The organism is Pantoea folii, assembly GCF_056678875.1.
In genome coordinates, this window is sequence record NZ_JBWXON010000004.1 from 222,101 (window position 1) to 246,377 (window position 24,277).

The window sequence follows — 24,277 nt, forward strand, 5'->3', positions numbered from 1 at the left end:
TTCCCAACTATCGGCTTAGTACGTTGACCCATTTCTGGGTAGCGTTTTCCAGTAACCCGTAGACCTCTTCGAAGGCCTCGCGACTTTTTTTGTACGGATCCGCAATTTCCTGCTGATTGAGCCAGTGCCCAAGGAGCATGGTTTTTCCGCGTGCGGCTGGGTCGATGCGATTGACCTGCTCAACGTGGCGCTTCTCCATTACCAGAATCAGGTCATAGTCACGGCACATACTGGCCGTTAACTGCTGAGCATGATGGCCTTCCAGCGACACGCCATGTTCGGCGGCAACGTCGCTGGCGGTCTGGTCTGCCGGGAACCCCTTCAGAGCGCCTAGCCCTGCAGAAGCCACCCGAGTTGAAGGTAGCGCGCGTTGGAACAGACGCTCCCCGGTTGGGGAGCGGCAGATATTACCGACGCAGACGACTAACACGGACTTGATCATACTGAAACCTTAGTTAGACCAGTTGCGGAAACGCAGTGCTGCGGAGCTTGCATCGTCGATACCCACGATGGTTGGCAGCAGCCCAGAAATCACACGGTTCCAACGGGTAATTGGTGTGGCGGTGACGTAGACGATGTCGTACGGCTCCAGTTGGAATTCAGTCCCCATCACCATCGATGCCGCATCTTTGGTATTCAACTGATAGATGTTGGCGATCTTGGTGCGGTTGGCACCACGAATAGGACGAATAACGAAGACACCGGTAGCATCGGACGTGGTTTGATCCATCCCGGCCGCATTACCCAGCGCTTCGGCCAGCGTCATGCCGCTACGGTCCATTTTCAGCGTGGATTGCTGTTTCACTTCGCCCATCACGAAGACTTTCAGGTCATCGTTACGCGGGACGTAGAGAATATCGCCCGGATACAGCAGATGGTTCTGGCTCAGGTCGCCGTTTTGCATCAGCGCCTGCAGCGAAATGCGCTGCTCTTTGCCCTGGTGCGTCAGCACCACGTTACGCCAGTCTGCATCGGCAGCTAAGCCACCGGCAGCGTTGACGGCATCGAGTACGGTCAGCGGCACGTTAGTGATCGCCTGCTGGCCGGAGGTGGTCACCGAACCGGTCACGTAGGTTTTCTGTGAACGGAACGCCGCAACATTGACATCCACCTGTGGGCTTTCAATGAACTGCGCAAGGCGGCGCGCAATTTCAGCGCGGATTTCCGTTACGGTGCGGCCGGCGACACGCACTTTACCGATGTACGGGTAGAAAATCGTGCCATCGGCCTGTACCCAGTTACCGGTGTCACTGGCGCTACGATACTGACCCGCTGGTGTGGTCAGCTCCGGGTGGTCCCATACGGTGACGTTCAGCACGTCGCCAATGCCCACGCGATATTCGTAGCTTTGAATTTCGGTCTGCAGCGCCGGGTTGGCCTGCGCAACCAGTGGCTTCGGACGCATCTGTTCAACCAGACGCGGCGTCAGCGGGAAGACGTTGACGTATTTATCGATGTCATAGTTGCTATCCTGTTGCTCAATGACATCTTTTCCGCTAGTGGAAAGGTGCGAACCTGGTTCAATGGTGCACCCGGAGAGAAAAGTTGCGGATACCAATAAAGGTATCAATTTAATTTTCATTATCATCTGATTCTTCGCTATCAGTTAATGATTGATAGAGGCGAAAACGCCGCTGTGTAGCGTCTTATAAAAAAATAAAACTGACGGGTTAAACACTGAAACTGTGGGTCATTATTATGCGCTCCCTTGGTTTTATGTTGTCACCGTGCCCTGAGACGACATCAAGTAAAGTCGGTGATTACCCTGCCGGCAAGTCACCGACTCTTTTCAGGCTCGATAATGGCAGTTGTCAGTTAAGGCACTCCCAGCACCGGCATTTCAGACGGGGATAATGATTTCGTCCCCTGCCCTTCTACTCTCAATAAGCGCCATCGCGTTTCAGCACGACACCCACTGTCTTAAACAGGATCGCGATGTCATTCCACAGCGACCAGTTTTTGACATACCACGAATCGAAATAGACGCGTGTTTCATAATCAACGTCGTTACGACCGCTAACCTGCCACAATCCCGTCATGCCGGGTTTCGCCATCAGGTAATAATCAACATCACCGGCATAACGACAGAGTTCGTCTTCAATCACTGGACGTGGGCCCACCAGGCTCATGTCGCCGCGTACCACATTCCACAGCTGCGGCAGTTCATCCAGACTGGTTTTACGGATGAAGTGGCCAACTTTGGTAATACGCGGGTCATTCTTCAGTTTGAAATCTTTATCCCATTCGGCGCGAGCAACGGGATCGGTGCGCAATACTTCTTCCAGCACCTCTTTCGAGTTGATCACCATCGAGCGGAATTTAAGGCATTTGAATTTACGTCCGTTCATGCCGACACGTTCGTGACCGTAAATCGGTGGGCCACCGTCGCGTCCAACCATAAAGCCGAGGACCAGCAGCGCCGGTGACAGCGCAATAATGATGCCGAGTGCGCCGACGATGTCGAAAGCACGTTTCAGGAAGCGCGAAGTGCGTTTCGCCAGATTATTGTTCACGCGCAGAATCATCACTTCATGGCTGAAGATGTAGGCCATGTCGGTACCGTAGAGGGGCACGCCGCGCAGAGTTGGAATCACTGAGACTGAACGGCAGTTATGCATTGCCAGCATTTTCAGCCAGTTGTCACGATGCTGGCTCTGTTCAAACTCCACAGCCACGATGAACTGGGTTTCGCTGTGCGTCAGCTGCCACAGCTCTTGTTCATTGTGCAGTACCGGTACGCCAGAGATGCTGGCCTGCGGGCAACTGCCATCAACATCGAAGAAGGCAATCACATCAAACCCCATCACCTCTTCGCTCTGCAGCGCCTGCCAGGCTTCTTCAGCATTACGGCTACTGCCGATGATGATGGTTTGTTTTTTCCACATACCGAAGTGATTCAGTACGCGTTTAGAGATGGCGCGCGCCAGCGGAATTAATATCAACGCCACAATCCAGGTGGTCACCCAGACAAAGCGCGACATCTGCCATTGCGATAATGCTGAAATTGACAAATCGATGACAGAGAAAATAAGAATGGTACGAAATATCTCTTTCAGCTCAAACCAGAATGGCTTGCGATAGGTGTAATGACGCAGGCGAACCCAGAACCAGCCTACGCAAATAATCGATAAACAAACGTGGGTGGCGATTTTTAAGTGCAGGTATTTTTCAGATATATCTGCCAGTGGAGAATCTGTGAACGAATTAATCACCGCCAGAGCAATAAACAATGCCGCGTTGAAACAAATTAAATCCGAGCACGCCAGTAAAATTTTAGTGAGGAGACTTTTATATGTAATTTGGTTATCGCGCATATTTAACTCTTTTATTTTATTTCCCTAATCCCTAACGCCTCTGCCCTGTGTAATAAATGAGCGATATATCCACTGCTAACGGGGAGGCAATCTGCGGCAAACGCTCCGGTGTTTAAGCCAATTCTCTTTTTAGTAAAGCCAAAGAATTGCAATAAATACCAACAGATTAGTCTGACTTCCCTTGCCACGATTTAGCCCTAATCTGAACGGAGAAAAGCACTTCAGGCACGCTACCGCCCTTGGCTGTCGCTGCCAATACCGCTGCAATCGCATCTATTTTCATCGCACTCACTGAGATTATTCTTAGCCAGCGGCAGGCTAATCCCGTGCACGATCACAATTCATAACATTAAGAAGCTAAACAGCGCGCTATTAACAACTTCGGCGCAGACATTTACTAACACGTTGCTATACTAGTTATTACTGGCTTGTTTACAAGTAGGCCCCGTGTCCCCTGCACTATTTTAGGAAAAAGACTACCAGCCATAAGTATTGATGCCATCCCTTTCAGCCCATTCCTGCGTAAAATTCAGAATAATTCGATACTCACCTTCGGACTGCTTCGCATTAAAAACGTACGCTTGCGCGTGAATATTAGAATTAATCGTCACTATCACGATGCGGTGAAGTTTATCCATACATTCATCTTATCGACGAAATGTACCTTCTCAGAATATGCCTAAAACTCAGGACAACAGGGTGATATCGCGCGATTTGCCTCATTTGTACCTTGCCCGCTGATTCACTATCATCAGACAAAACGCATTTTCAGACATTCAGGTGATGAAAGCATGATGGAGTGGATCCTCGATCCGTCGCTCTGGGCAGGATTAGTCACGCTAATCGTTCTCGAGTTGGTGCTGGGTATTGATAACCTGGTTTTTATTGCCATCCTGGTCGAAAAGTTACCGCCTGCGGCGCGTGACCGTGCGCGCGTAATCGGTTTGCTGTTGGCGTTGCTGTTGCGACTGGTGTTGCTGGCATCGCTTTCCTGGCTGGTGACTCTCACGCAACCGCTGTTTACCCTGTTCCAGCACAATTTCAGCGCCCGCGATCTATTGCTGCTCTCCGGCGGGCTGTTTCTTCTTTATAAAGCCACGACGGAACTCAATAGTCGTCTGGAAGGTAGCGACGAAGAGAGCGGTCAAAGTAAGAACGGTGCTAAATTCTGGCCAGTGGTCGCGCAAATTGTGGTGCTGGATGCCATCTTTTCGCTTGATGCGGTGATTACCGCTGTAGGCATGGTGAACGAACTGCCGGTAATGATGGCGGCGGTCACCATTGCCATTTTACTCATGCTGCTGGCGAGTAAGCCGCTTACACGCTTTGTGAATGGTCATCCAACCATTGTGATCCTCTGCCTGAGTTTCCTGCTGATGATTGGCTTCAGTCTGGTGGCGGAAGGCCTCGGTTTTATCATTCCGAAGGGCTATCTCTACGCGGCGATTGGTTTCTCAATCGTGATCGAGATGTTTAATCAGCTGGCGCTGTTTAATCGCCGCCGCTTCCTCACCGCCGGACGCCCGCTGCGCCAGCGCACCTCTGAAGCCGTGCTGCGCATATTGCGCGGTGAAGCCCAGCGTGCCGAACTGGACGCCGATACCGCCTCATTGCTCAGCGACAGTGATGAAGGTGCGTTATTCAATCGCCAGGAGCGGCGCATGATTGCCCGCGTACTCGGTTTAGGGCAGCGGCACATCAGCAGCATCATGACGTCACGCCACGATATTGAGCACATCGATCTGAGTGAAGATCCCGCCGCGATCATGGCTAAGCTGGATAACAATCAGCACACCCGCATCCTGATTACCGAACGCGGGCACGATCCGCTCGGCGTGGTGCATGTGATTGATTTGCTCCATCAGTCGCTGCACAGCCATTCTCTCGATTTACGTGCTTTGGTGAAACAGCCGCTGATCTTTCCCGAACGCCTGACGTTATTGCAGGCACTGGAGCAGTTCCGTCACGCCCGCACCCATTTTGCGTTTGTGGTCGATGAGTTTGGATCGGTGGAAGGCGTGGTCACCCTGAGTGACCTGATGGAAACCATCGCCGGGAATCTGCCGAATGAAGGTGAGGAGATTGATGCGCGTTATGATATCCAGCCGTTGCCGCATGGCGGTTGGGTGGCGAACGGACATATTCCTCTGGAAGATTTGGCAGCCTATGTGCATTTGCCACTGGATGAGAAACGTAATTATCACACGCTGGCCGGATTATTAATGGACAGCCTGCAACATGTGCCTGAAGAGGGAGAAGAGTTACAGGTAGGGGATTATTTATTGCGTACGCTGCAGGTGGAAAATCATCGGGTACAGAAAGTGGAGATTGTGCCCGCGCCTGAGCCTGGGCGGTAACCGACGCCGTTATGCCCATCAAACCAGGCATAACGGCATTTTACATGGATTAAGGTTGTTGCACCGCAGGCTTTTGGCGATCCAGCCACTCGTTAAGGCGCGACTTCGCTTCACTCTGCAACTGCTGGCGCAGCACATCGTCAACCGGCAGTGAGTACTGCAGGTTGTTCCAGCCACCGTACATCCGCAGTGGAATTGCCTGGCCATTGAGCAGAGTCGCTAGCTTATCGTCGCCTTTCCAGCCGCGCAGCATCATATTGAAGGTGACGTCGAGCTGCTGGTTCACCACATCAACCGTGCCTTTGGTCTGCACTGCCAGCCGGTTACTGCCACCCTGCAGATCTGGCATGACAACCTTGCCCTGATTCAGGCTAATACGACCGCTCAGCTGCTGAATCCCCTGATCGTCCGGCACATCATTGGTCACGCTATTGCTCACGCGCGCCACGGCACGGCGCACCATCTGTTGCAGATTAAGCTGGGCGAGTTGCAGGTTGGTAGCCTCCAGCTCGGCATTACCCTGCCAGTTACGCTTCGCTTCATCCACGCTCAGGCCCGTGCCGCTGAGATCGCCTTTCAGGGAGACCGTGCCCTGCAAACTCTCCGGCAGTTCCAGCGCTTTCATTAAAGGTGCAATGGCGATGTTTTCAATTTCCGGCTGCAGGGCGACTTTCGTCACCGGCTGGCGGATATCAATGCTGCCCGGGATCGAGAAGTGCCCATCGCCAATTTTCCCCTGCAGTTTGTTCAAGGTCATCAACCCTTCCTGATTGCTGGCATCGATCTGCAGATTGCTCAGCGTCAATCCGCGCCACACGCTGGAATCCGCATTCAGGCTCAGCGTTAAATCCATCAGATTTAACGGCGAGTCAGCGTTGGTACGCGTGCGTGGTTCAGCAATCACCGGCGTGCGCGTCACGCTGGCGTGCTGTGGGGTGCTGTTGTCGCTGGCGGGCGCGCTGGCCATCAGATTATCAAGATTCAATGTCGTGGCGTGTAAAGCCAGATTGAGCTGCTGCGGCAACATTAAACGCCCTTCGGCACTGCCATCCAGCGTGCTGTCGTTGGCCGTCAACTGCATCTTTTGCAACGAGAATTGCTGTTTATCGGCATTCCACTCGCCCTGTCCGCTCAGCGCCCCTTTGATGCCCTGCGGCGGGAGGTTAGCGCCGTCCAGCGTGTAATCCATCTCTTCTATCTGCCCCACCAGCCGATGCGGATACTGCGCCACATTCATCTGCCCTTTGAGATAGACGCTAACATTACGCTGATTGCGTGAAATGCGCGTGGCGAGTTCGATGCTGGCATTTTTGCTGGCATCCTGATCGAGGTTGAGATTGAGATTACGGAAGTTATATTGATCGCCACCGGGCTGCTGCCAGATCAGCAAACTGTCGGCGAGGCGCAGTTTAGCAATGTCGAATGACCAACCATTGGTGCGCGTCACCACCGGTTCCGCGTCCGTGGGCGCCACCGGTGAACCACTCGGTTTCTGGGCGGCGCTGTCTGGCGTAACACGAATGACGGCATTTTTCAGCATCACCTGGCTGACGCTTAGCTGATGCGACAGTAGCGGCCAGAGGTTGACATCCAGACGCATATTTTCTGCAGTGACCATCGGCTGACTGGCGCCAGGTGCGGTCAGGCTCATGCGCCCGGCGAGAATACTGAGTTGCGGCCAGACGTGCCAGCGCAGGCCACCACTGACTTCAAGTTGATAACCACTGCGCTGTTCTACCTGCTGTACCATATAGGTACGAAAGTCGTTGGGATTGACCAGCAACACCAGTGCCGTCATGCCCGTCACGACCACCACTAACAGGATGGCCAGCGTCGTTATCACTCTTCTCATAATCCCTCATCACCGTCATTCTTCATGCTGCAGCGGCGTTGGCTGCGTTCATTTACCCCAGTCACACACTGATGCCAGCGACCGGGGATTCACCCTCTTACCGCTTTGCCGCACGTTGAATCATTTAGGCGAACATCAGTCTTTGTCGATACGACTGGCATCGGCACCCTGCTGACCACGATATTTTGCATCTTCGCGGCGGTTATAAGGGCGTGCCGCTGGGCCAGACAACGGTTCAAAGCTCAATGCGCCAATCAACATGCCCGGACGCAGCGCCAGCGGCAGCTTACCGGAGTTGTAGAATTCCAGCACAATGCGGCCCTGCCAGCCTGGATCGATACGGTGTGCCGTCACGTGCACCATCAAGCCCAGACGCGCCAGCGAGGAGCGGCCATCCAGCCAACCCACCAGATCATCCGGAATCGTGACCGATTCCAGCGTCACTGCCAGCGCTAACTCACCCGGATGCAGGAAGAACGCTTCCCCTTCCGGCAGCACAATCTCATCGCTCATTACGCGATCCAGTGCGGCGCTGACTTCGTGTTTTGGACCACTCAAATCAATAAATGGCGCAGTGTGACCACTGAAGGTGCGGAACTGATTGCCGAGGCGCACGTCCACGGTTGCGCCATTAATGCGCTCAACCGGTGGGCGCGGGTCAATCGCCAGTTTACCGTTGTCGAGCCAGGCTTCAATGTCGCGATCGCATAATCTCATCGCAGAGTCTCCATGCTTTAAGTGTAGCGAAAGGTCGCCACTGTTGTGACAACCTTCACGCGTCACGTCCATCCGGACGCAGAATTTTCAAAGATATTGGTTAATCTTGGCTTTGAGAATATCGATGGCGATGCGGTTCTTCCCGCCACGCGGCACGATAATGTCAGCGTATTGTTTGGAAGGCTCGATAAACTGCAGGAACATTGGACGCACGGTCTTCTGATACTGGCTCATCACCGAATCCATGGAACGACCACGCTCATTCACATCGCGCTTCATGCGACGCATCAGACAGATATCCAGCGGGGTATCTACGAAGATGGAGAAGTTCATCTCCTGACGCAGACGCGCATCGGTCAGCAGCAGAATGCCCTCAAGGATGATCACTTTTTTCGGCTTAAGATGAATACATTCACTGGTGCGCGTGTGTTCAACGTAGCTATAAACCGGCAACTCAATATCCTGACCCGCCTTTAACGCGCGCAGATGCTGCAACAGCAGATCGTGGTCCATCGCGCTGGGATGGTCATAGTTGGTTTTCACCCTCTCTTCCATGGTGAGGTGGCTCTGATCTTTGTAGTAGGCATCTTCGGGGATCACACCGATATGCTCGTCACCGACCTGGTCACGGATTTCACGATAGAGCGTGCTGGCAATAAGACTTTTTCCGGATGCGGATGCACCTGCGATGCCAACGATCACGCACTGATGAGACTTGTCAGTCATACTTTTTTAAGACCTGATAACTGGAGCCAATTGAAGCCGAAACCGCAATAGGCCGATTGAGAGGGTTAGTTGGCGGCAATTATAGGTATTTCACCTGTTTGATGCCAGAGAAATGGGCCCGCCGCTTTTCAGAATATCCCCTTTTGCAGCCAGATGCTTAATCGATACACTGTTCTCCTGCCTGAGTGGTGTACCCCCCAGGTTGACTCAATAAAGCCCAAGGAAAAATATGAGTTGGAAAACCCTGACCTATTTTGGTGACAGCATGTTGCTGATCCCGACCGCCGTGATTATCGCGCTAGTGTTGCCGTGGAAAAGCGACAACCGCCAAACTGTCTGGTATTGGCTGCTCGCTTTTGGCCTGGCGGGCCTGCTGGTCAGCCTGTCTAAAATCCTGTTTCTTGGGTTTGGCATTGGCAGCGCCAGATTTAACTTCACCGGATTCAGCGGCCACAGCGCCATGTCAGCAACGCTCTGGCCGGTGATGATGTGGCTGGTTTCGGGCCGCTTCCCCACCTTTTGGCGCGCATTCACCATCGGTATTGGCTATCTGATCCCGATGATGGTTGGCCTGTCACGCCTCGTGATCCACGCGCACTCCTTCAGTGAAGTGCTCACCGGCCTGATGCTGGGCTTTACGCTGAGCAGTGCATTCCTGTTGACACAGCGCCGCACCGCTCTGAAGGGCTTCAGCCTGGCGCAAGTGTGTGTCGCCCTGCTGGTGCCGCTGGTGTTGATGAGTCATGGCCGCGTGGCCACCACGCAGCAATTTCTTGAACGTTTTTCCGCCCATCTCGCCGGATTAGAAAAACCCTATACGCGTGCCGATCTGTTTCGCGATTAATCATTTTTCTGTCAGGGCCAAAACTTTCATTGAATCAGGGCTAAACTAGATTCTGCGCAGACATCTTAGACAGATGTGCTAGCATGCAAAACAGAGAATGATTGGCGCATTTTTCGACGTGTAACGAATGCGCGCTGCTGGATTCGTGCATGACCCTGGAAATATTAACCTCACAGGATAGACCGCAAAGAAAATGGCTCAACGCACTGTTTTTGGGTGCATTGGCCTTTTTACTGACGCTATTTTGTCTCGAACTGATTGTGGTCAGCGGACGCATTTCCCCGCTTTGGTACTCCACCGCCCTGATGACGGTGGTGGTTTTTCGCGCCCCCTCAAAACATGTTCCGCTGCTGCTGCTCAGCTGTGTCATCGGCACCTCGCTGGCCAATTTAATCGTCATCGGTCCGGCGCTGAGCAACCTTAAATTTGCCATCCTGAATATGGTGCAGGCCATTCTCGGCGGCCTGATGTTGCGCGCGCTGCTGGATCGCAGAAATCCCCTGAATTCGCTGCTCGATTGGGTGCGATTTGCCGTCTGCGCCGGTTTGATTGCGCCGCTGATTGGCGGTGTGGTGGCGGTCTGGATGCTGCAGGTAGGGCATCGTGCGTCGTTGCCCTTCTTTTCTACCTGGGTGATCTCCGAAGTGATTGGCGTGCTGGCATTCGGCCCCGTGCTGTTGTTATGGCCCAACAAGCCGCTGCGTCAATTAATCACCCCCGATCGTCAGCTGGAAACGCTGCTGACACTGATCGTCACCCTACTGGCCAGCTATTTGTCGCTGCGTTTTCTGCCGTGGCCGTTCACCTTTATTGTGGTGATCCTGTTTTGGTGCGCGGTGCGGCTACCGAAATTCGAAGCCTTTTTACTGTTCTTTCTTAATGCCAGTTTTATCTCCATTCTGCTGGCATTCAGTTTCGTTAACCTGGCACAGACGGGTCTGTTACTCGGCCAGGTCAGCACCTGGTTGCCATTCCTGTTAGTGCTGCTGCCCAGTCATGTGATGGCGCTGGTGATGGATGCGTTCCAGCGCGAAAAGCATCATATCAGCGAGAGTGAGACCCGCTTCCGCCATGCGATGGAGTATTCGGCGATTGGCATGGCGCTGGTGTCGCCCAATGGCGGCTGGCAGCAGGTCAATCAATCGCTTTGTCACACGCTGGGCTTTCCGGCGGACGAGCTGAAAAAACTCACTTTCCAGCAGATTACCCATCCTGATGATCTCAACAGCGACCTGCAACAGCTGGAGCGTTTGGTGGCGGGTGACATCATGAGCTACACCATGGAGAAGCGCTATTTCCGCAAAGATGGCGAAATTGTCTGGGCGAGTTTGACAGCATCCATGGTGCGCGATGCCAATTTCCAGCCGCTCTATTTTATTGCACAGATTGTCGATATTTCTGAACTCAAACAGAGTGAGCAGGTGAATCGTCGCCTGATGGAACGCATCACGCTGGCTAACGAAGCGGGCGGTATCGGCGTGTGGGAGTGGAATCTGCTGACCGGTGAAATGCTGTGGGACAAGCGCATGTACGAGCTGTTTGCGCTGGGCCCGCATCAAATCCCCACCTATGATCTCTGGCTGCATCTGTTGGAACCGACAGAACGCGAAACGGCCGCGCTGATCGTGCAGCAGGCGATTGAACGGCGCAGCGCTTTCCATATGGAATACCGTGTCAATCTGCCCAGCGGCTCGCGCTATGTGCGCACCGAGGCTAACCGCATTCTCAGCCAGGATGGTCAAATCGAACGCATGCTCGGCATCTGTCAGGACATTACGCCACTGCGCGCGCTCAACGAAGCGCTGTTCCAGGAAAAAGAGCGTATGGCGATTACTCTCGCCTCCATTGGTGAAGCGGTGATCAGCACCGATGACGAGATGCGCGTGACCTTTATGAACCCGGTAGCCGAAACGCTCAGCGGTTGGACACAGGATAAAGCGGCGGGTATGCCTATTACCGAGTTGCTGAACATCACGCGTGGCGCAAAAGGCCCCCGCGTGGAGAATCTGTTGCTGTGCAACTTGCCGGGCGAGAGAACGACCCCCGATCTGGAAGAGGGGCTGGTACTGCATACCCCCGATGGTACAAAGGTGGAAATTCATTACAGTATCACGCCATTGAAAACCTTAACCGGCGCCAGCATCGGTGCGGTGATGGTTATTCAGGATGTCAGTGAATCGCGCAAGATGATGAAGCGCCTGAGCTACAGCGCCTCACACGATATGCTGACACGATTGCCAAATCGCCACAGCTTTGAACAGCAACTCAAACACGTGGTGAACGATGCTGCGGCCAACAACACTCAGCATGTGCTGGTGTTTATTGATCTGGATAAATTCAAAGCGGTGAATGACAACGCAGGTCATGCGGCAGGCGACGCCCTGCTGCGAGAACTGGCGGAGTTGATGCAAAAACACCTGCGCAGCAGCGATCTGCTGGCGCGTTTGGGCGGCGATGAATTTGGTGTGTTGCTTCCGAACAGTCACGTTGACCAGGTGCGCGAGGTGGTTCAGCGCATTGTCACTTCGGTCAACGAATACACTTTCCTGTGGCACGATCATCCTTATCATGTGGGTGCCAGCGCCGGGATCACGCAGATTGATCAGCACAACTGCATCCGCAATGTGGTGATGTCACAGGCGGATGTCGCCTGCTATAGCGCGAAACATGCGGGCCGTGGTCAATATCACGTTTATCAGGAAGTACAAATGTGATCATTGCCAGCCCGCGCTGGCTGCGCTAAAGTCGCCCCCTTTTTTCTGGCATGGGGGATAAAATGTTCATTGGATTCGATTACGGCACGGCCAACTGTTCTATCGCGGTCAGCGATAACGGTACACCGCGCCTGCTGACACTGGAGAAGGGTCAGCGCCTGCTTCCCTCCATGATTTGTGCACCCACGCGTGAAGCAATCAGCGAATGGCTGCACCGCCATCATCAGGTACCAACGCCGGATACCGAAGGTACCGCACTGTTACAGCGCGCGCTGCGTTACAACCGCGAAGAAGACATCGATGTCACGCCAGGCAGCGTGCAGTTCGGTCTGACCGCGCTGAAGCAATATATGGTCGATCCGGAAGAAGTGTGGTTCGTGAAATCACCGAAATCCTTCCTTGGTGCCAACGGCTTAAAACCACAGCAAATCGCCTTCTTCGAAGATCTGGTGTGCGCCATGATGCTGCACATCCGCCAGCAGGGGGAAACTCAACTCGACCGTCCGATTGAGCAGGCGGTGATTGGTCGCCCGATCAACTTCCAGGGCCTCGGCGGTGAAGACGCCAACCAGCAGGCGCAGGGCATTTTGCTGCGTGCGGCGAAGCGTGCTGGCTTCCGCGACGTGGAATTCCAGTTTGAACCGGTTGCCGCAGGTCTGGACTTTGAAGCCACGCTGGAGAAAGAGACGCGTGTGCTGGTGGTGGATATCGGCGGCGGTACGACCGACTGCTCGATGCTGTTGATGGGCCCAGAGTGGCGCAATAAAACCGACCGCCGTGAAAGTTTGCTGGGCCACAGTGGTTGCCGCGTGGGCGGTAACGATCTCGACATTATCCTCGCGTTCAAAACCCTGATGCCGCTGCTCGGTCTTGGTGGTAACACGCAAAAAGGCACCGCCCTGCCCGCACTGCCGTGGTGGAACGCGGTGGCGATTAACGATGTTCCGGCGCAAAGCGACTTCTACTCTGCCGCGAGCGGTAAACTGCTGCGCGATTTGATTCGCGATGCAGAGCAAGGTGACAAAGTGGCGCACCTGCTGAAAGTGTGGCAGCAGAAGCTGAGTTATCGTCTGGTGCGTGCGGCGGAAGAGAGCAAAATCGCCTTGTCCGAATTGCCGGAAACCGAAGCGTCGCTGGCGTTTATCGCCCAGTCATTGCAGGCTGATATCAGCGCCACGCAACTGGAAGAAGCCATCAACCAGCCACTGGAGCGCATCCTGGAGCAGGTGCATCTGGCACTCGCCACCTGTGAAACCAAGCCGGAAGTGATCTACCTGACCGGCGGCAGTGCACGTTCGCCAGTGCTGCGTGCGGCATTGCAGCAGGCCTTGCCGGATACGCCAATAGCGGGTGGTGATGACTTTGGCTCAGTGACCGCCGGTCTGGCGCGCTGGGCAGAGGTGATGTTCCGTTAACCCGGTTGCAACCACTTTATCGCGCATTGTGCAGATGATTGATCCACTGCCCGATGCGCAATGAATTACGCCGGTAACAAGCAAAAAAATGGCGGCCCATCTGGCCGCCATTTTCATGTGCATCCGCGAATCAGAAATTAATGTTCGCCGCAATGCCGCCAACAAACGCATCTTTCACTTCACTCACTGCACCCGGCGCCACCACATATTGCAGGTTCGGACGCAGCTGCAGCCATTTGGTCAGCTGAGCGTTGTAATAGATCTCGTAGTTGTATTCCGAGCCATCCTGAATCGGCAGATAGGTCGGGCTGTTGAAGTCAGTTTCGCCGTTAGCGTTGTTCTGCTCACGCAGCGAACGGGTATAGGCGCTGTTAACGTGGATGCGCGCCGCACCAACACCGATTTCATCCTGTGGACGCGCATCAAACGGTCCTTTCCAGGTGAAGCTGATGGACTGATAGTTGTCGGTTTTCGAGGTTTTATGATCGTTCATCACCGCCTGAACCGTCACGCCCAATCCACGGCTGGCATCACCACCTTGCGCTGTCAGCTGCTGTTGCAACAACACGTAGCCACCGTAGGCGTGATCCTGGCTCTGATAAGCGCCATCGCGCCAGCTGCCATAGTTATCGCTGTTGGCTGACGAGTAGTAATACCCGATACGGTAGTTACCCGGCAGTTTGTCGGCACCGAAAGTCGGTTTCCAACCCAGTTCCACCGGCACCATATTGCCTTCGGAATTGCTGGTGTCGAGACGGAAGCCATCGCCGCGATCGTAGTTGGAACTGTTCTGGTTATAGAAGCCGACCTGGAAGAACACTTCCGGCGTGATGTTGAACTTCACACGGCCGCCCCACTGGGAAACTGGCCAGTTAAACCAGCGATCGCCACGCCAGTTACCCGCCTGACCACTACCAAAGGCCAGGTTCTGGAACTTACTGTCGAAGTTATCGAAGTCTTCACCGACAGTGACACGACCGGCTTTCAGGTTAACCGCGTCATCAAACAAACCTTTGCTCAGCCAGAACTGCGTCAGGCGCCAGGTTTGTCCACGGCCATACACTTCCTGCGTTGAAGAGAGCATGCCCGTGCGACGATCGGCGACCTGATCGGAGATGTTTTGCCCATTACGGTCAGTGATGGTCATCTGGAATTGCGCATCCTGCCAGTTCAGCAGTTTTTCCAGGTCAAAGTTGGCGCCAAACGCCCACTGATCGCTGTAACGCATGGAAGTGTTGGTATCCGCGCCGCCGCCGAGGTTAGAAGCGCTCTCCATGGTGTAGTTGACGTCGAATTTGATGCCGTCTTGTTCCAGCTGCGTTCGGGAACCACCCCAATCGCCGAACATGTAAGGTGAGTCATAGCTGAATGCATCAGCCGCCATTGCTGATGTACTCAACATCGCAAACATCAGGGTGCCCGCTGCCAGACGGGGCATATGCTGCACTGCTTTTTTTCTGTTCATGATCATTATTCTTTTGTGATGTAACGGGAAAGGATCGAACAGAGGATAGTGCTGGCGCTATGTCAATTTTTGCAAATATGTGCGCAGTGTTTGGCAGGGTGATAGTTAATTAACGCAATTGTGACAAGGGTCTATGAATGAATATCTTTTTACAGAAATGGCATTTTTTGCATGGCAAAAAAACAAAATAAAGCGGGACGCCGCAGCGCCCCGGGTGGATTACGCTTTGCTGGCACTCGCCAGCTCTTCGATTTCCTGCTTGCTCAGTTCTAATTCGGTGGCTTTCACCAGCTCATTAATCTGTTCCAGCGAGGTGGCACTGACGATCGGTGCGGTGATGCTCGGGCGCGCAATCTGCCACGCCAGCGCGACCTGAGTCGCTGATGCATCGTGCGAAGCCGCCACATCCTCCAGCGCTTCGACAATGCGCTTGCCGCGCTCGTTAAGATACTTTTCGACGATGCCCTGCCCGCGTTTACTCTTGCTGGCATCTTCCGGCTTTTTATACTTACCGCTCAGGAAACCGCTGGCCAGCGAGTAGTAGTTAATCACGCCGAGGCCATTTTTAACCGCCACCTGCTCCAACCCACTTTCATACTCCTGGCGGTCATACAGGTTGTATTCCGGCTGCAGGGTCTCATAACGCGCCAGTCCCTCTTTCTTGCTGATATCCAGCGCTTCCTGCAGGCGTTTAGCATTGTAGTTGGAGGCGCCAATTGCACGCACTTTGCCTTCTTTAATCAGCGAATCAAAGGCTTTCAGTGTATCGACCAGCGGCGTATCCTGGTCGTCGCGGTGCGCCTGATAGAGATCGATCACATCGGTTTGCAAACGACGCAGCGAATCTTCCACTGCCTGACGGATGTAAGCCGGTTTTAGCCCGGTTTTCTCCGGAGACAGCTCCATCCCCACTTTCGTCGCCAGCACGATACTGTCGCGCTTGCCGCTTTTTTTCAGCCATTTGCCAATGATGGTTTCAGACTCGCCCCCTTCATTACCGGGAGCCCAGCGAGAATAAACGTCCGCGGTATCGATAAAGAACAGCCCTTTTTCCACCAGCGCGTCGAGCAGTGAGAACGAGGTTTTCTCGTCGACTGTCCAGCCGAAAACGTTGCCGCCAAAAGTGAGAAGCGGAACCTGAATACCACTGTCGCCAAGCTGACGGGTTTTCTGTTGACTCATTTTGTTCTCCTTATTGAAACGAGACATGACTGCCTTTGAGCTTAGCAAAGGAAATCGCTGCGCTTATGCGTTTTCCTGCCAAAATGTTTACGTAATATGAATACTTAGCGCCTCAGGGGCGATATTCTTAATTCCTTCAATTTTTGCCCGGCCCGGGCGTCTACAATCATTTCGTTTGCGAAACGGCCATTTTGCTTTCGCATTTGGGGAATACGAAACCGCTGGAGAGCACGCAAGCAGATGAACAGTCGACTGAAAACAAGCCTGATAACACTTGTCGCGATCGCCGCAGTCGCGGGCGGATATTACTGGTGGCAGCATCCTGCGGAACCGAGTAAGCAGCCGCAAGTCGAGGGCCAGCAGCATCATGGTCGCGGCGCAGGCGGCGCCAATCGCCGTCCTTTAGCACCGGTGCAGGCCGCTGCTGCAACGACCCAGAGCGTGCCCTACTATCTCAGCGGGCTTGGCACCGTCACCGCCGCCAATACCGTGACGGTACGCAGCCGCGTTGACGGCCAGTTGATGGCATTGCATTTCCAGGAAGGTCAGCAGGTCGCAGCCGGTGCGCTGCTGGCCGAGATCGATCCCCGCCCATATCAGGTCGCCTTAATTCAGGCCCAGGGCCAGCTGGCAAAAGATCAGGCCACGCTGGCCAATGCACGCCGCGATCTCAGCCGTTATGAAAAGCTGGCGAAAACCTCGCTGGTCTCGCAGCAGGAACTGGACACTCAGCGTTCGCTGGTGAGTGAAACCCTCGGCACGATTAAAGCCGATGAAGGTAACGTTGCCAGCGCGCAGCTCAATCTCACTTACAGCCGCATTACCGCGCCGATCTCCGGTCGTGTAGGTCTGAAGCAGGTCGATGTCGGCAATTACATCACCTCCGGCGATACCAGTGGCTTAGTGGTGATCACCGAAACCCATCCGATCGACGTGGTGTTCAGCATTGCCGAGAACAATATTAGCCAGATCCTCAAAGCGCAAAAAAGCGGGCAGCCGCTGATTGTTGAAGCCTGGAATCGCAGCAATAAAACCTTGCTCACCAGCGGCACGCTGCTCAGCCTCGACAACCAGATTGATGCCACTACCGGCACCATCAAACTCAAAGCGCGCTTCGATAATCAGGATGACACGCTGTTCCCCAATCAGTTTGTGAATGCGCGTCTGAAAGTGGACACGCTGCAGGATGCGGTGGTGATCCCAACGGCTGCGCTACAAATGAGCAACGACGGCCACTTTGTCTGGGTGGTCAACAGCGAAAACAAAGTGAGCAAGAAGCGCGTAACGGCGGGCTTGCAGGATAGCCAGAAAGTGGTGATCAGTGCCGGGCTCGACGCCGGTGAGCGGGTGGTCACTGACGGATTGGATCGTCTGACCGAAGGTGTCACCGTTGAAGTGGTATCACCGCAAAGTACCGCCACACTCAGCACGCGCGCCGCCCAGCCTGCGCGCGGAGAGCGTCAATAATGCAGGTGATGCCTCAGGACAGCAGTGGCGGCCCGTCACGCCTGTTTATTCTGCGCCCGGTGGCGACCACGCTGCTGATGATTGCCATTCTGCTGGCGGGCGTGCTCGGTTACCGCTTTCTGCCGGTATCGGCGCTGCCCGAAGTGGATTACCCGACGATTCAGGTGGTCACGCTCTACCCTGGCGCCAGCCCGGATGTGGTCACCTCCTCGATTACCGCCCCGCTTGAACGTCAGTTCGGCCAGATGTCAGGGCTGAAGCAGATGGCATCGCAGAGTTCCGGTGGTGCCTCGGTGGTGACCTTGCAGTTCCAGCTTTCACTCTCTTTGGATGTCGCCGAGCAGGAAGTACAGGCGGCGATCAACTCCGCCACCAATCTGCTGCCCAGCGATCTGCCCAACCCGCCGGTCTACAGCAAGGTCAATCCTGCCGATCCACCGATCATGACGCTCGCCGTCACCACCACCAGCATGCCGCTGACGCAGGTGCAGGATATGGTGGAGACGCGTGTGGCGCAGAAAATTTCGCAGGTCACCGGCGTCGGTCTGGTGACGCTGTCCGGCGGACAGCGCCCAGCTGTGCGCGTGAAAATGAACACCCAGGCACTGGCCGCGTTAGGCTTGACCAGCGAAACCGTGCGCACCGCCATCACCAACGCCAACGTCAACTCCGCCAAGGGCAGCCTGGATGGCCCAACGCGATCGATTACGCTGGCCGCCAACGATCAGATGACCTCCGCCGAGGATTACCGCAAGCTGATCATCAGCTATAACAACGGTGCGCCAGTGCGTCTTGGTGATGTCGCCACTATTGAGCAGGGCGCAGAAAACAGCTGGCTTGGCGCATGGGCTAACCGTCAGCAGGCGATTGTGCTCAACGTACAGCGCCAGCCGGGTGCCAATATCATTGCCACCGCTGATAGTATTCGTACGCTGCTGCCCTCCCTTACCGCCACACTGCCCAAATCGGTGGACGTGAAACTGCTCACCGACCGCACCACCAATATCCGTGCATCGGTGGCGGATACGCAGCACGAGCTGATGCTGGCGATTGGTCTGGTGGTGATGATCATCTATCTGTTTCTGCGTAACGTGCCTGCCACCATCATCCCGGCCGTGGCGGTACCGCTGTCGCTGGTTGGGACGTTTGCGGCGATGTATTTCCTCGGCTTCTCAATCAATAACCTGACGCTGATGGCACTCACTATTGCCACCGGCTTTGTGGTCGACGATGCCATCGTGGTGATCGAGAACATCTCGCGCTATATCGAAAAAGGTGAGAAGCCGATGACGGCAGCGCTGAAAGGCGCGGGCGAAATCGGCTTCACCATTATCTCCCTCACCTTCTCGCTGATTGCGGTGCTGATCCCGCTGCTGTTTATGGGCGACGTGATTGGTCGCCTGTTCCGCGAATTTGCCGTGACGCTGGCGGTGGCGATTCTGATCTCCGCCGTGGTGTCGCTCACGCTGACGCCGATGATGTGCGCACGCATGCTCAGCGCCGAATCGCTGCGCAAGCAGAACCGCTTCTCGCGAGCCAGTGAAGCGATGTTTGATCGGGTGATTGCCGGGTACGGACGCTGGTTAACGCGCGTATTGCAGCATCCGTGGATCACCCTGTCGGTGGCACTTGGCACGCTGCTGCTGACGGTGGTGATGTGGATTGCCATCCCGAAAGGCTTCTTCCCGCAGCAGGATAACGGCATTATTCAGGGCACCTTGCAGGCGCCGCAGTCGGTGTCGTACAGCAGCATGGCGGAACGCACGCGCGATGTGGCGTCGATCATCATGAAAGATCCGGCGGTGCAGAGCATGACGTCATTTGTCGGCGTCGATGGCACCAATGCGGCACTGAACAGCGCGCGTTTACAGATCAACCTGAAACCGCTCAGCGAGCGTGATGATCGCATTCCTGCGGTACAGAAACGCCTGCAGCAAGAGATTGATAAAGTGCCTGGCGTCTCACTGTGGCTGCAGCCGGTGCAGGATCTGACCATTGAAACCCAGGCGAGCCGCACGCCGTACCAGTTCACGCTGCAATCCGGCTCACTGGAATCACTCAGCACCTGGGTACCGAAGCTGCTGGCACAACTCAATAGCTTGCAGCAGCTGCGTGACGTCAGCAGCGACTGGCAGGATCAAGGCCTGGAAGCCTTTATCCGTGTCGATCGTGACAGCGCCAGCCGACTCGGCATCACCATGGCGGATGTCGATAACGCGCTGTACAACGCCTTCGGTCAACGATTGATCTCCACCATTTACACCCAGGCCAATCAGTATCGCGTGGTGCTGGAGCAGAACAATGAGCAAACGCCGGGCCTGGCCAGTCTCGACGGTATTCGACTGACCAGCACTGACGGCGGCAGCGTACCGCTCAGTGCCATCGCGCAGATCGAAGAGCGTCATGCGGCGTTGAGCATTAACCACCTCGATCAATTCCCGTCAGCCACCTTCTCGTTTGATGTCGCCGAAGGCTATTCACTGGGCGAAGCGGTGAAAGCCATCAGCGCAGCCGAAGATCAGGTCGGCATGCCCGCCGAAATGATGACGCAGTTCCAGGGCAGCACGCTGGCGTTTGAAGCGGCGCTCACCAGTACCGTGTGGCTGATTATTGCGGCGGTGGTGGCAATGTATATCGTGCTCGGTGTGCTGTATGAGAGCTTTATCCATCCGATCACCATTCTCTCCACGCTGCCAACTGCGGGGGTGGGCGCGCTGCTGGCGCTGATGCTGAGCGGCAACGAGCTGGATATCATCGCCATCATCGGCATTATCTTGCTGATCGGTATCGTGAAGAAAAACGCCATCATGATGATCGATTTCGCGCTGGCCGCCGAGCGTGAGCAAGGTATGGCACCACGTGAAGCGATCTATCAGGCCTGTTTACTGCGTTTCCGTCCGATTCTGATGACCACGATGGCGGCACTGCTCGGTGCCTTGCCATTGATGTTGAGCACCGGTGTTGGCGCAGAGCTGCGTCATCCGTTAGGTATTGCCATGGTCGGCGGCTTGATCCTCAGCCAAATCCTGACGTTGTTTACCACGCCAGTGATCTATCTGCTGTTTGACCGACTGGCCCACGCCACGCGCCGTCGCTTTAAGCGTTCCGAGGCGCAGCCGTGAAGTTCTTCGCGCTGTTTATCCATCGGCCAGTGGCGACCACGCTGCTGACGCTGGCGATTGCGCTGGCCGGTATTCTCGGTTTCCGTCTGCTGCCGGTCGCCCCGCTGCCGCAGCTGGATTTCCCGGTAATCGTGATTACCGCTTCGCTGCCCGGTGCGTCGCCGGAAACCATGGCTGCTTCGGTGGCCACGCCGCTGGAACGTTCGCTGGGGCGCATTGCCGGTGTCAGTGAGATGACCTCCACCAGTTCACTCGGCAGCACGCGCGTGATTCTGGTGTTCGATTTTGACCGCGATATCAACGGTGCCGCGCGTGACGTGCAGGCCGCCATCAACGCCGCGCAAAGCCTGCTGCCGACCGGCATGCCAAGCCGTCCGACCTATCGCAAAGCCAACCCCTCTGATGCGCCGATCATGATCCTGACGCTGACCTCGGATATTTATAATCCCGGCCAGCTGTATGATTACGCCTCAACGCAACTGGCACAGAAGCTGTCGCAGATTCAGGGCGTTGGTGATGTCACCGTGGGCGGCAGTTCATTGCCTGCGGTGCGCGTCGATCTCAATCCTCAGGCGCTATTCAATCAGGGCGTGTCACTGGATGCGGTGCGTACCGCCATCAGCAATGCCAACCAGCGCCGTCCGCAAGGGGCGATTGATGATGTGCAGCAGCGCTGGCAGGTACGTACCAACGATGAGCTGCAAACCGCCAGCGAATATCAGCCGCTGGTGGTGCATTACAGCAACGGCGCGGCGGTCCGCCTGAGCGATGTGGCTAACGTGCAGGACTCGGTGCAGGACGTGCGCAACGCCGGGATGACCAATGGCAAACCGGCGGTGCTGCTGGTGGTACGCAAATCGCCGGATGCCAATATCATTGAAACCGTGGATCGCATCCGCAGCGAGATGCCGCTGCTGCATGAGGTGATCCCCGCCGCCATCGATTTACAGATCGCTCAAGACCGCTCCCCCACCATTCGCGCCTCGCTGCAGGAAGTGGAGCAGTCATTAATGATTGCGGTGGCGCTGGTGATTCTGGTGGTGTTTGTGTTCCTGCGCGACGGCCGAGCCACCCTGATCCCGGCCGCCGCCGTACCGGTTTCGCTGATTGGCACCTTTGCCGCCATGTATCTGTGCGGATTCAGCCTCAACAACCTCTCGCTGATGGCGCTGACCATCGCCACCGGGTTCGTGGTCGATGATGCGATTGTGGTGCTGGAAAATATCGCGCGTCACGTTGAAGCGGGGATGAAACCGCTACAGGCGGCGCTAACCGGCGTGCGCGAAGTGGGCTTTACCGTGCTGTCGATGAGTCTGTCGCTGATTGCCGTGTTCCTGCCACTGCTGATGCTGGGCGGCATTATCGGGCGCTTCTTCTCGGAATTTGCCATCACGCTGTCGGTGGCGATCCTGATCTCGCTGTTTATTTCGATTACGTTGACGCCGATGATGTGCGCCTACCTGCTGAAGCCGCAGGAAAAGCGCAGCCAACCGCGTACCCGTGGTTTCGCCAAAGTGATGCTGAGCGTGCAAAACGGCTACGCGCGCTCGCTGGGTTGGGTGCTGAATCATGCCATCTGGGTGCTGATGCTGCTGCTCGCCACCGTCGGGCTGACGGTGTATCTGTTTATCTCGATCCCCAAAACTTTTATGCCGGAACAAGACACCGGACGCTTAAACGGTTTTATCTCGGCGGATCAGAGCATTTCGTTCCAGGCGATGCGTGGCAAGCTGCAGGACTTTATGAACATCATCAAAGCCGATCCGGCGGTGGATAACGTCACCGGCTTTACCGGCGGTTCGCGCACCAACAGCGGATCGATGTTCGTGTCTCTTAAGCCGCTGTCGGAACGCAGTGAAAACGCGCAGGAGGTAATTGCCCGCCTGCGCACCAAGCTGGCGAAAGAGCCCGGCGCTAACCTGTACCTCAACGCAGTGCAGGATATTCGCATCGGTGGACGTGAATCCAACGCCAGCTACCAATACAGCCTGCTGTCGGACAATCTCGCTGACCTGCGTGAGTGGGAGCCAAAAATTCGTCAGGCGTTTGCCGCGTTGCCGGAACTGGTCGACGTGAACTCCGATCAGCAGGACAAAGGCAGCGAAATGGATCTGACCTACGATCGGGAAAGCATGGCGCGGCTGGGTATTGAAGTCTCAGCCGCCAATGCGCTGCTGAACAACGCCTTTGGTCAACGGCAAATCTCCACCATTTACCAGCCGCTGAATCAGTACAAAGTGGTGATGGAAGTCGATCCGCGCTACACCCAGGATATCAGCGCCCTCGATCAGATGTTCGTGATCAACAGCGATGGCAAAGCCATTCCGCTGAGCTGGTTCGCCAAATGGCAACCAGCTAACGCGCCGCTGTCGGTCAACCATGAAGGCCTGTCCGCCGCTTCGACAATCTCCTTTAACCTGCCGGAGGGCGTGTCGTTATCTCAGGCTTCGGCGGCGGTTGAACGCACCATGACGGCGCTCGGTGTGCCCTCCAGCGTGAGCGGTAGCTTTGCCGGTACGGCGCAGGTGTTTGAGCAGTCACAATCCAATCAGCTTTATCTGATGCTGGCGGCGATTGCGGCGGTGTATATCGTGCTGGGGATTTTGTATGAGAGCTACGTGCATCCGCTGACCATTCTCTCTACCCTGCCCTCGGCCGGCGTGGGCGCGCTGCTGGCGCTGGAACTGTTTAATACGCCGTTCAGTTTGATTGCGCTGATAGGGATATTGCTGCTGATTGGCATCGTGAAAAAGAACGCCATCATGATGGTGGATTTCGCGCTGGAGGCCCAGCGCAATGGCAATCTCAGCGCGCGTGACGCCATTTTCCAGGCCTGTCAGATGCGTTTCCGCCCGATTCTGATGACCACGCTGGCAGCGCTGTTTGGCGCACTGCCGCTGGTGCTGACCAGCGGCGACGGTGCGGAATTGCGTCAACCGCTGGGGATCACCATTGCCGGCGGGCTGGTGATGAGCCAGCTACTCACGCTCTACACCACACCAGTGGTGTTTCTGATGATGGATAAGCTGAGTCGGCGTAAAAAAGCGGCATTGATTACCGAATGACCATGCTATACACCTTTGCTACATAGCATAAAGCGAG

Annotated in this window: 15 protein-coding genes; 7 read left to right on the forward strand and 8 right to left on the reverse strand. The window is 55.3% G+C overall.

All coding sequences use genetic code 11. The features are described 5' to 3' along the window. Positions 1 to 7: 7 nt before the first annotated feature. The 3 genes from AC1MDE_RS07650 to wbaP form a co-directional block, all read right to left on the reverse strand. Complete coding sequence (locus AC1MDE_RS07650) at positions 8 to 442, reverse strand: arsenate reductase/protein-tyrosine-phosphatase family protein (protein ID WP_045832323.1); 435 nt, start codon at positions 440 to 442, stop codon at positions 8 to 10. 9 nt (positions 443 to 451) lie between these two features. Then, positions 452 to 1,582 carry a polysaccharide export protein gene (locus tag AC1MDE_RS07655; RefSeq protein WP_153012318.1) on the reverse strand — a complete coding sequence of 377 codons (1,131 nt, stop codon included), beginning with the start codon at positions 1,580 to 1,582 and terminating at the stop codon, positions 452 to 454. Positions 1,583 to 1,880: 298 nt separating this feature from the next. After that, positions 1,881 to 3,314: an undecaprenyl-phosphate galactose phosphotransferase WbaP gene (gene wbaP / locus AC1MDE_RS07660; protein WP_480344449.1), complete on the reverse strand. Its 1,434-nt coding sequence runs from the start codon at positions 3,312 to 3,314 to the stop codon at positions 1,881 to 1,883. A 791-nt stretch (positions 3,315 to 4,105) separates the two neighbouring features. Here wbaP and AC1MDE_RS07665 point away from each other — a divergent pair. Further along, positions 4,106 to 5,671: a TerC family protein gene (locus AC1MDE_RS07665; RefSeq protein WP_058961397.1), complete on the forward strand. Its 1,566-nt coding sequence runs from the start codon at positions 4,106 to 4,108 to the stop codon at positions 5,669 to 5,671. Positions 5,672 to 5,720: 49 nt separating this feature from the next. Here the strand turns inward: AC1MDE_RS07665 and asmA are convergent, their stop codons facing one another. The 3 genes from asmA to udk form a co-directional block, all read right to left on the reverse strand. Further along, positions 5,721 to 7,523, reverse strand: coding sequence for an outer membrane assembly protein AsmA (gene asmA / locus AC1MDE_RS07670; protein WP_480344450.1), 1,803 nt, complete (start codon positions 7,521 to 7,523; stop codon positions 5,721 to 5,723). A 135-nt stretch (positions 7,524 to 7,658) separates the two neighbouring features. Beyond that, positions 7,659 to 8,240, reverse strand: coding sequence for a dCTP deaminase (dcd, locus tag AC1MDE_RS07675; protein WP_034824828.1), 582 nt, complete (start codon positions 8,238 to 8,240; stop codon positions 7,659 to 7,661). Positions 8,241 to 8,327: 87 nt separating this feature from the next. Continuing rightward, positions 8,328 to 8,966 (reverse strand): uridine kinase, encoded by a 639-nt coding sequence (gene udk, locus AC1MDE_RS07680; RefSeq protein ID WP_479399017.1) that lies wholly within the window; start codon positions 8,964 to 8,966, stop codon positions 8,328 to 8,330. 229 nt (positions 8,967 to 9,195) lie between these two features. Between udk and AC1MDE_RS07685 the strand changes: the two genes are divergently transcribed. The 3 genes from AC1MDE_RS07685 to yegD all read left to right on the forward strand — a co-directional run bounded on the left by AC1MDE_RS07685 (position 9,196) and on the right by yegD (position 13,939). Then, positions 9,196 to 9,810: a phosphatase PAP2 family protein gene (locus tag AC1MDE_RS07685; protein WP_034824832.1), complete on the forward strand. Its 615-nt coding sequence runs from the start codon at positions 9,196 to 9,198 to the stop codon at positions 9,808 to 9,810. Between the two features lie 149 nt (positions 9,811 to 9,959). Beyond that, a complete protein-coding gene (locus AC1MDE_RS07690) occupies positions 9,960 to 12,524 on the forward strand; it encodes a diguanylate cyclase (RefSeq protein ID WP_058961399.1) in 2,565 nt (854 codons plus the stop codon). A 62-nt stretch (positions 12,525 to 12,586) separates the two neighbouring features. Continuing rightward, positions 12,587 to 13,939, forward strand: a complete 1,353-nt coding sequence (gene yegD / locus AC1MDE_RS07695) for a molecular chaperone (RefSeq protein ID WP_480344451.1) — start codon at positions 12,587 to 12,589, stop codon at positions 13,937 to 13,939. A gap of 130 nt (positions 13,940 to 14,069) precedes the next feature. Here yegD and AC1MDE_RS07700 read toward each other — a convergent pair whose 3' ends face one another. Further along, positions 14,070 to 15,410: a carbohydrate porin gene (locus AC1MDE_RS07700; protein WP_058961401.1), complete on the reverse strand. Its 1,341-nt coding sequence runs from the start codon at positions 15,408 to 15,410 to the stop codon at positions 14,070 to 14,072. Between the two features lie 213 nt (positions 15,411 to 15,623). Then, entirely contained in the window at positions 15,624 to 16,586 is a 963-nt protein-coding gene (locus AC1MDE_RS07705) for an aldo/keto reductase (protein WP_058961402.1), read from the reverse strand. 240 nt (positions 16,587 to 16,826) lie between these two features. Between AC1MDE_RS07705 and AC1MDE_RS07710 the strand changes: the two genes are divergently transcribed. The 3 genes from AC1MDE_RS07710 to mdtC are packed head-to-tail and all read left to right on the forward strand — an operon-like array spanning position 16,827 to position 24,240. Next, the gene (locus tag AC1MDE_RS07710) at positions 16,827 to 18,053 is read left to right on the forward strand and encodes an MdtA/MuxA family multidrug efflux RND transporter periplasmic adaptor subunit (RefSeq protein ID WP_480344452.1); all 1,227 of its coding nucleotides are present in this window, start codon (positions 16,827 to 16,829) and stop codon (positions 18,051 to 18,053) included. Beyond that, the gene (locus AC1MDE_RS07715) at positions 18,053 to 21,175 is read left to right on the forward strand and encodes an MdtB/MuxB family multidrug efflux RND transporter permease subunit (RefSeq protein WP_480344453.1); all 3,123 of its coding nucleotides are present in this window, start codon (positions 18,053 to 18,055) and stop codon (positions 21,173 to 21,175) included. The genes AC1MDE_RS07710 and AC1MDE_RS07715 overlap by 1 nt, the downstream gene beginning before the upstream one ends. Next, complete coding sequence (mdtC, locus tag AC1MDE_RS07720) at positions 21,172 to 24,240, forward strand: multidrug efflux RND transporter permease subunit MdtC (RefSeq protein WP_480344454.1); 3,069 nt, start codon at positions 21,172 to 21,174, stop codon at positions 24,238 to 24,240. The genes AC1MDE_RS07715 and mdtC overlap by 4 nt, the downstream gene beginning before the upstream one ends. Positions 24,241 to 24,277: the final 37 nt, after the last annotated feature.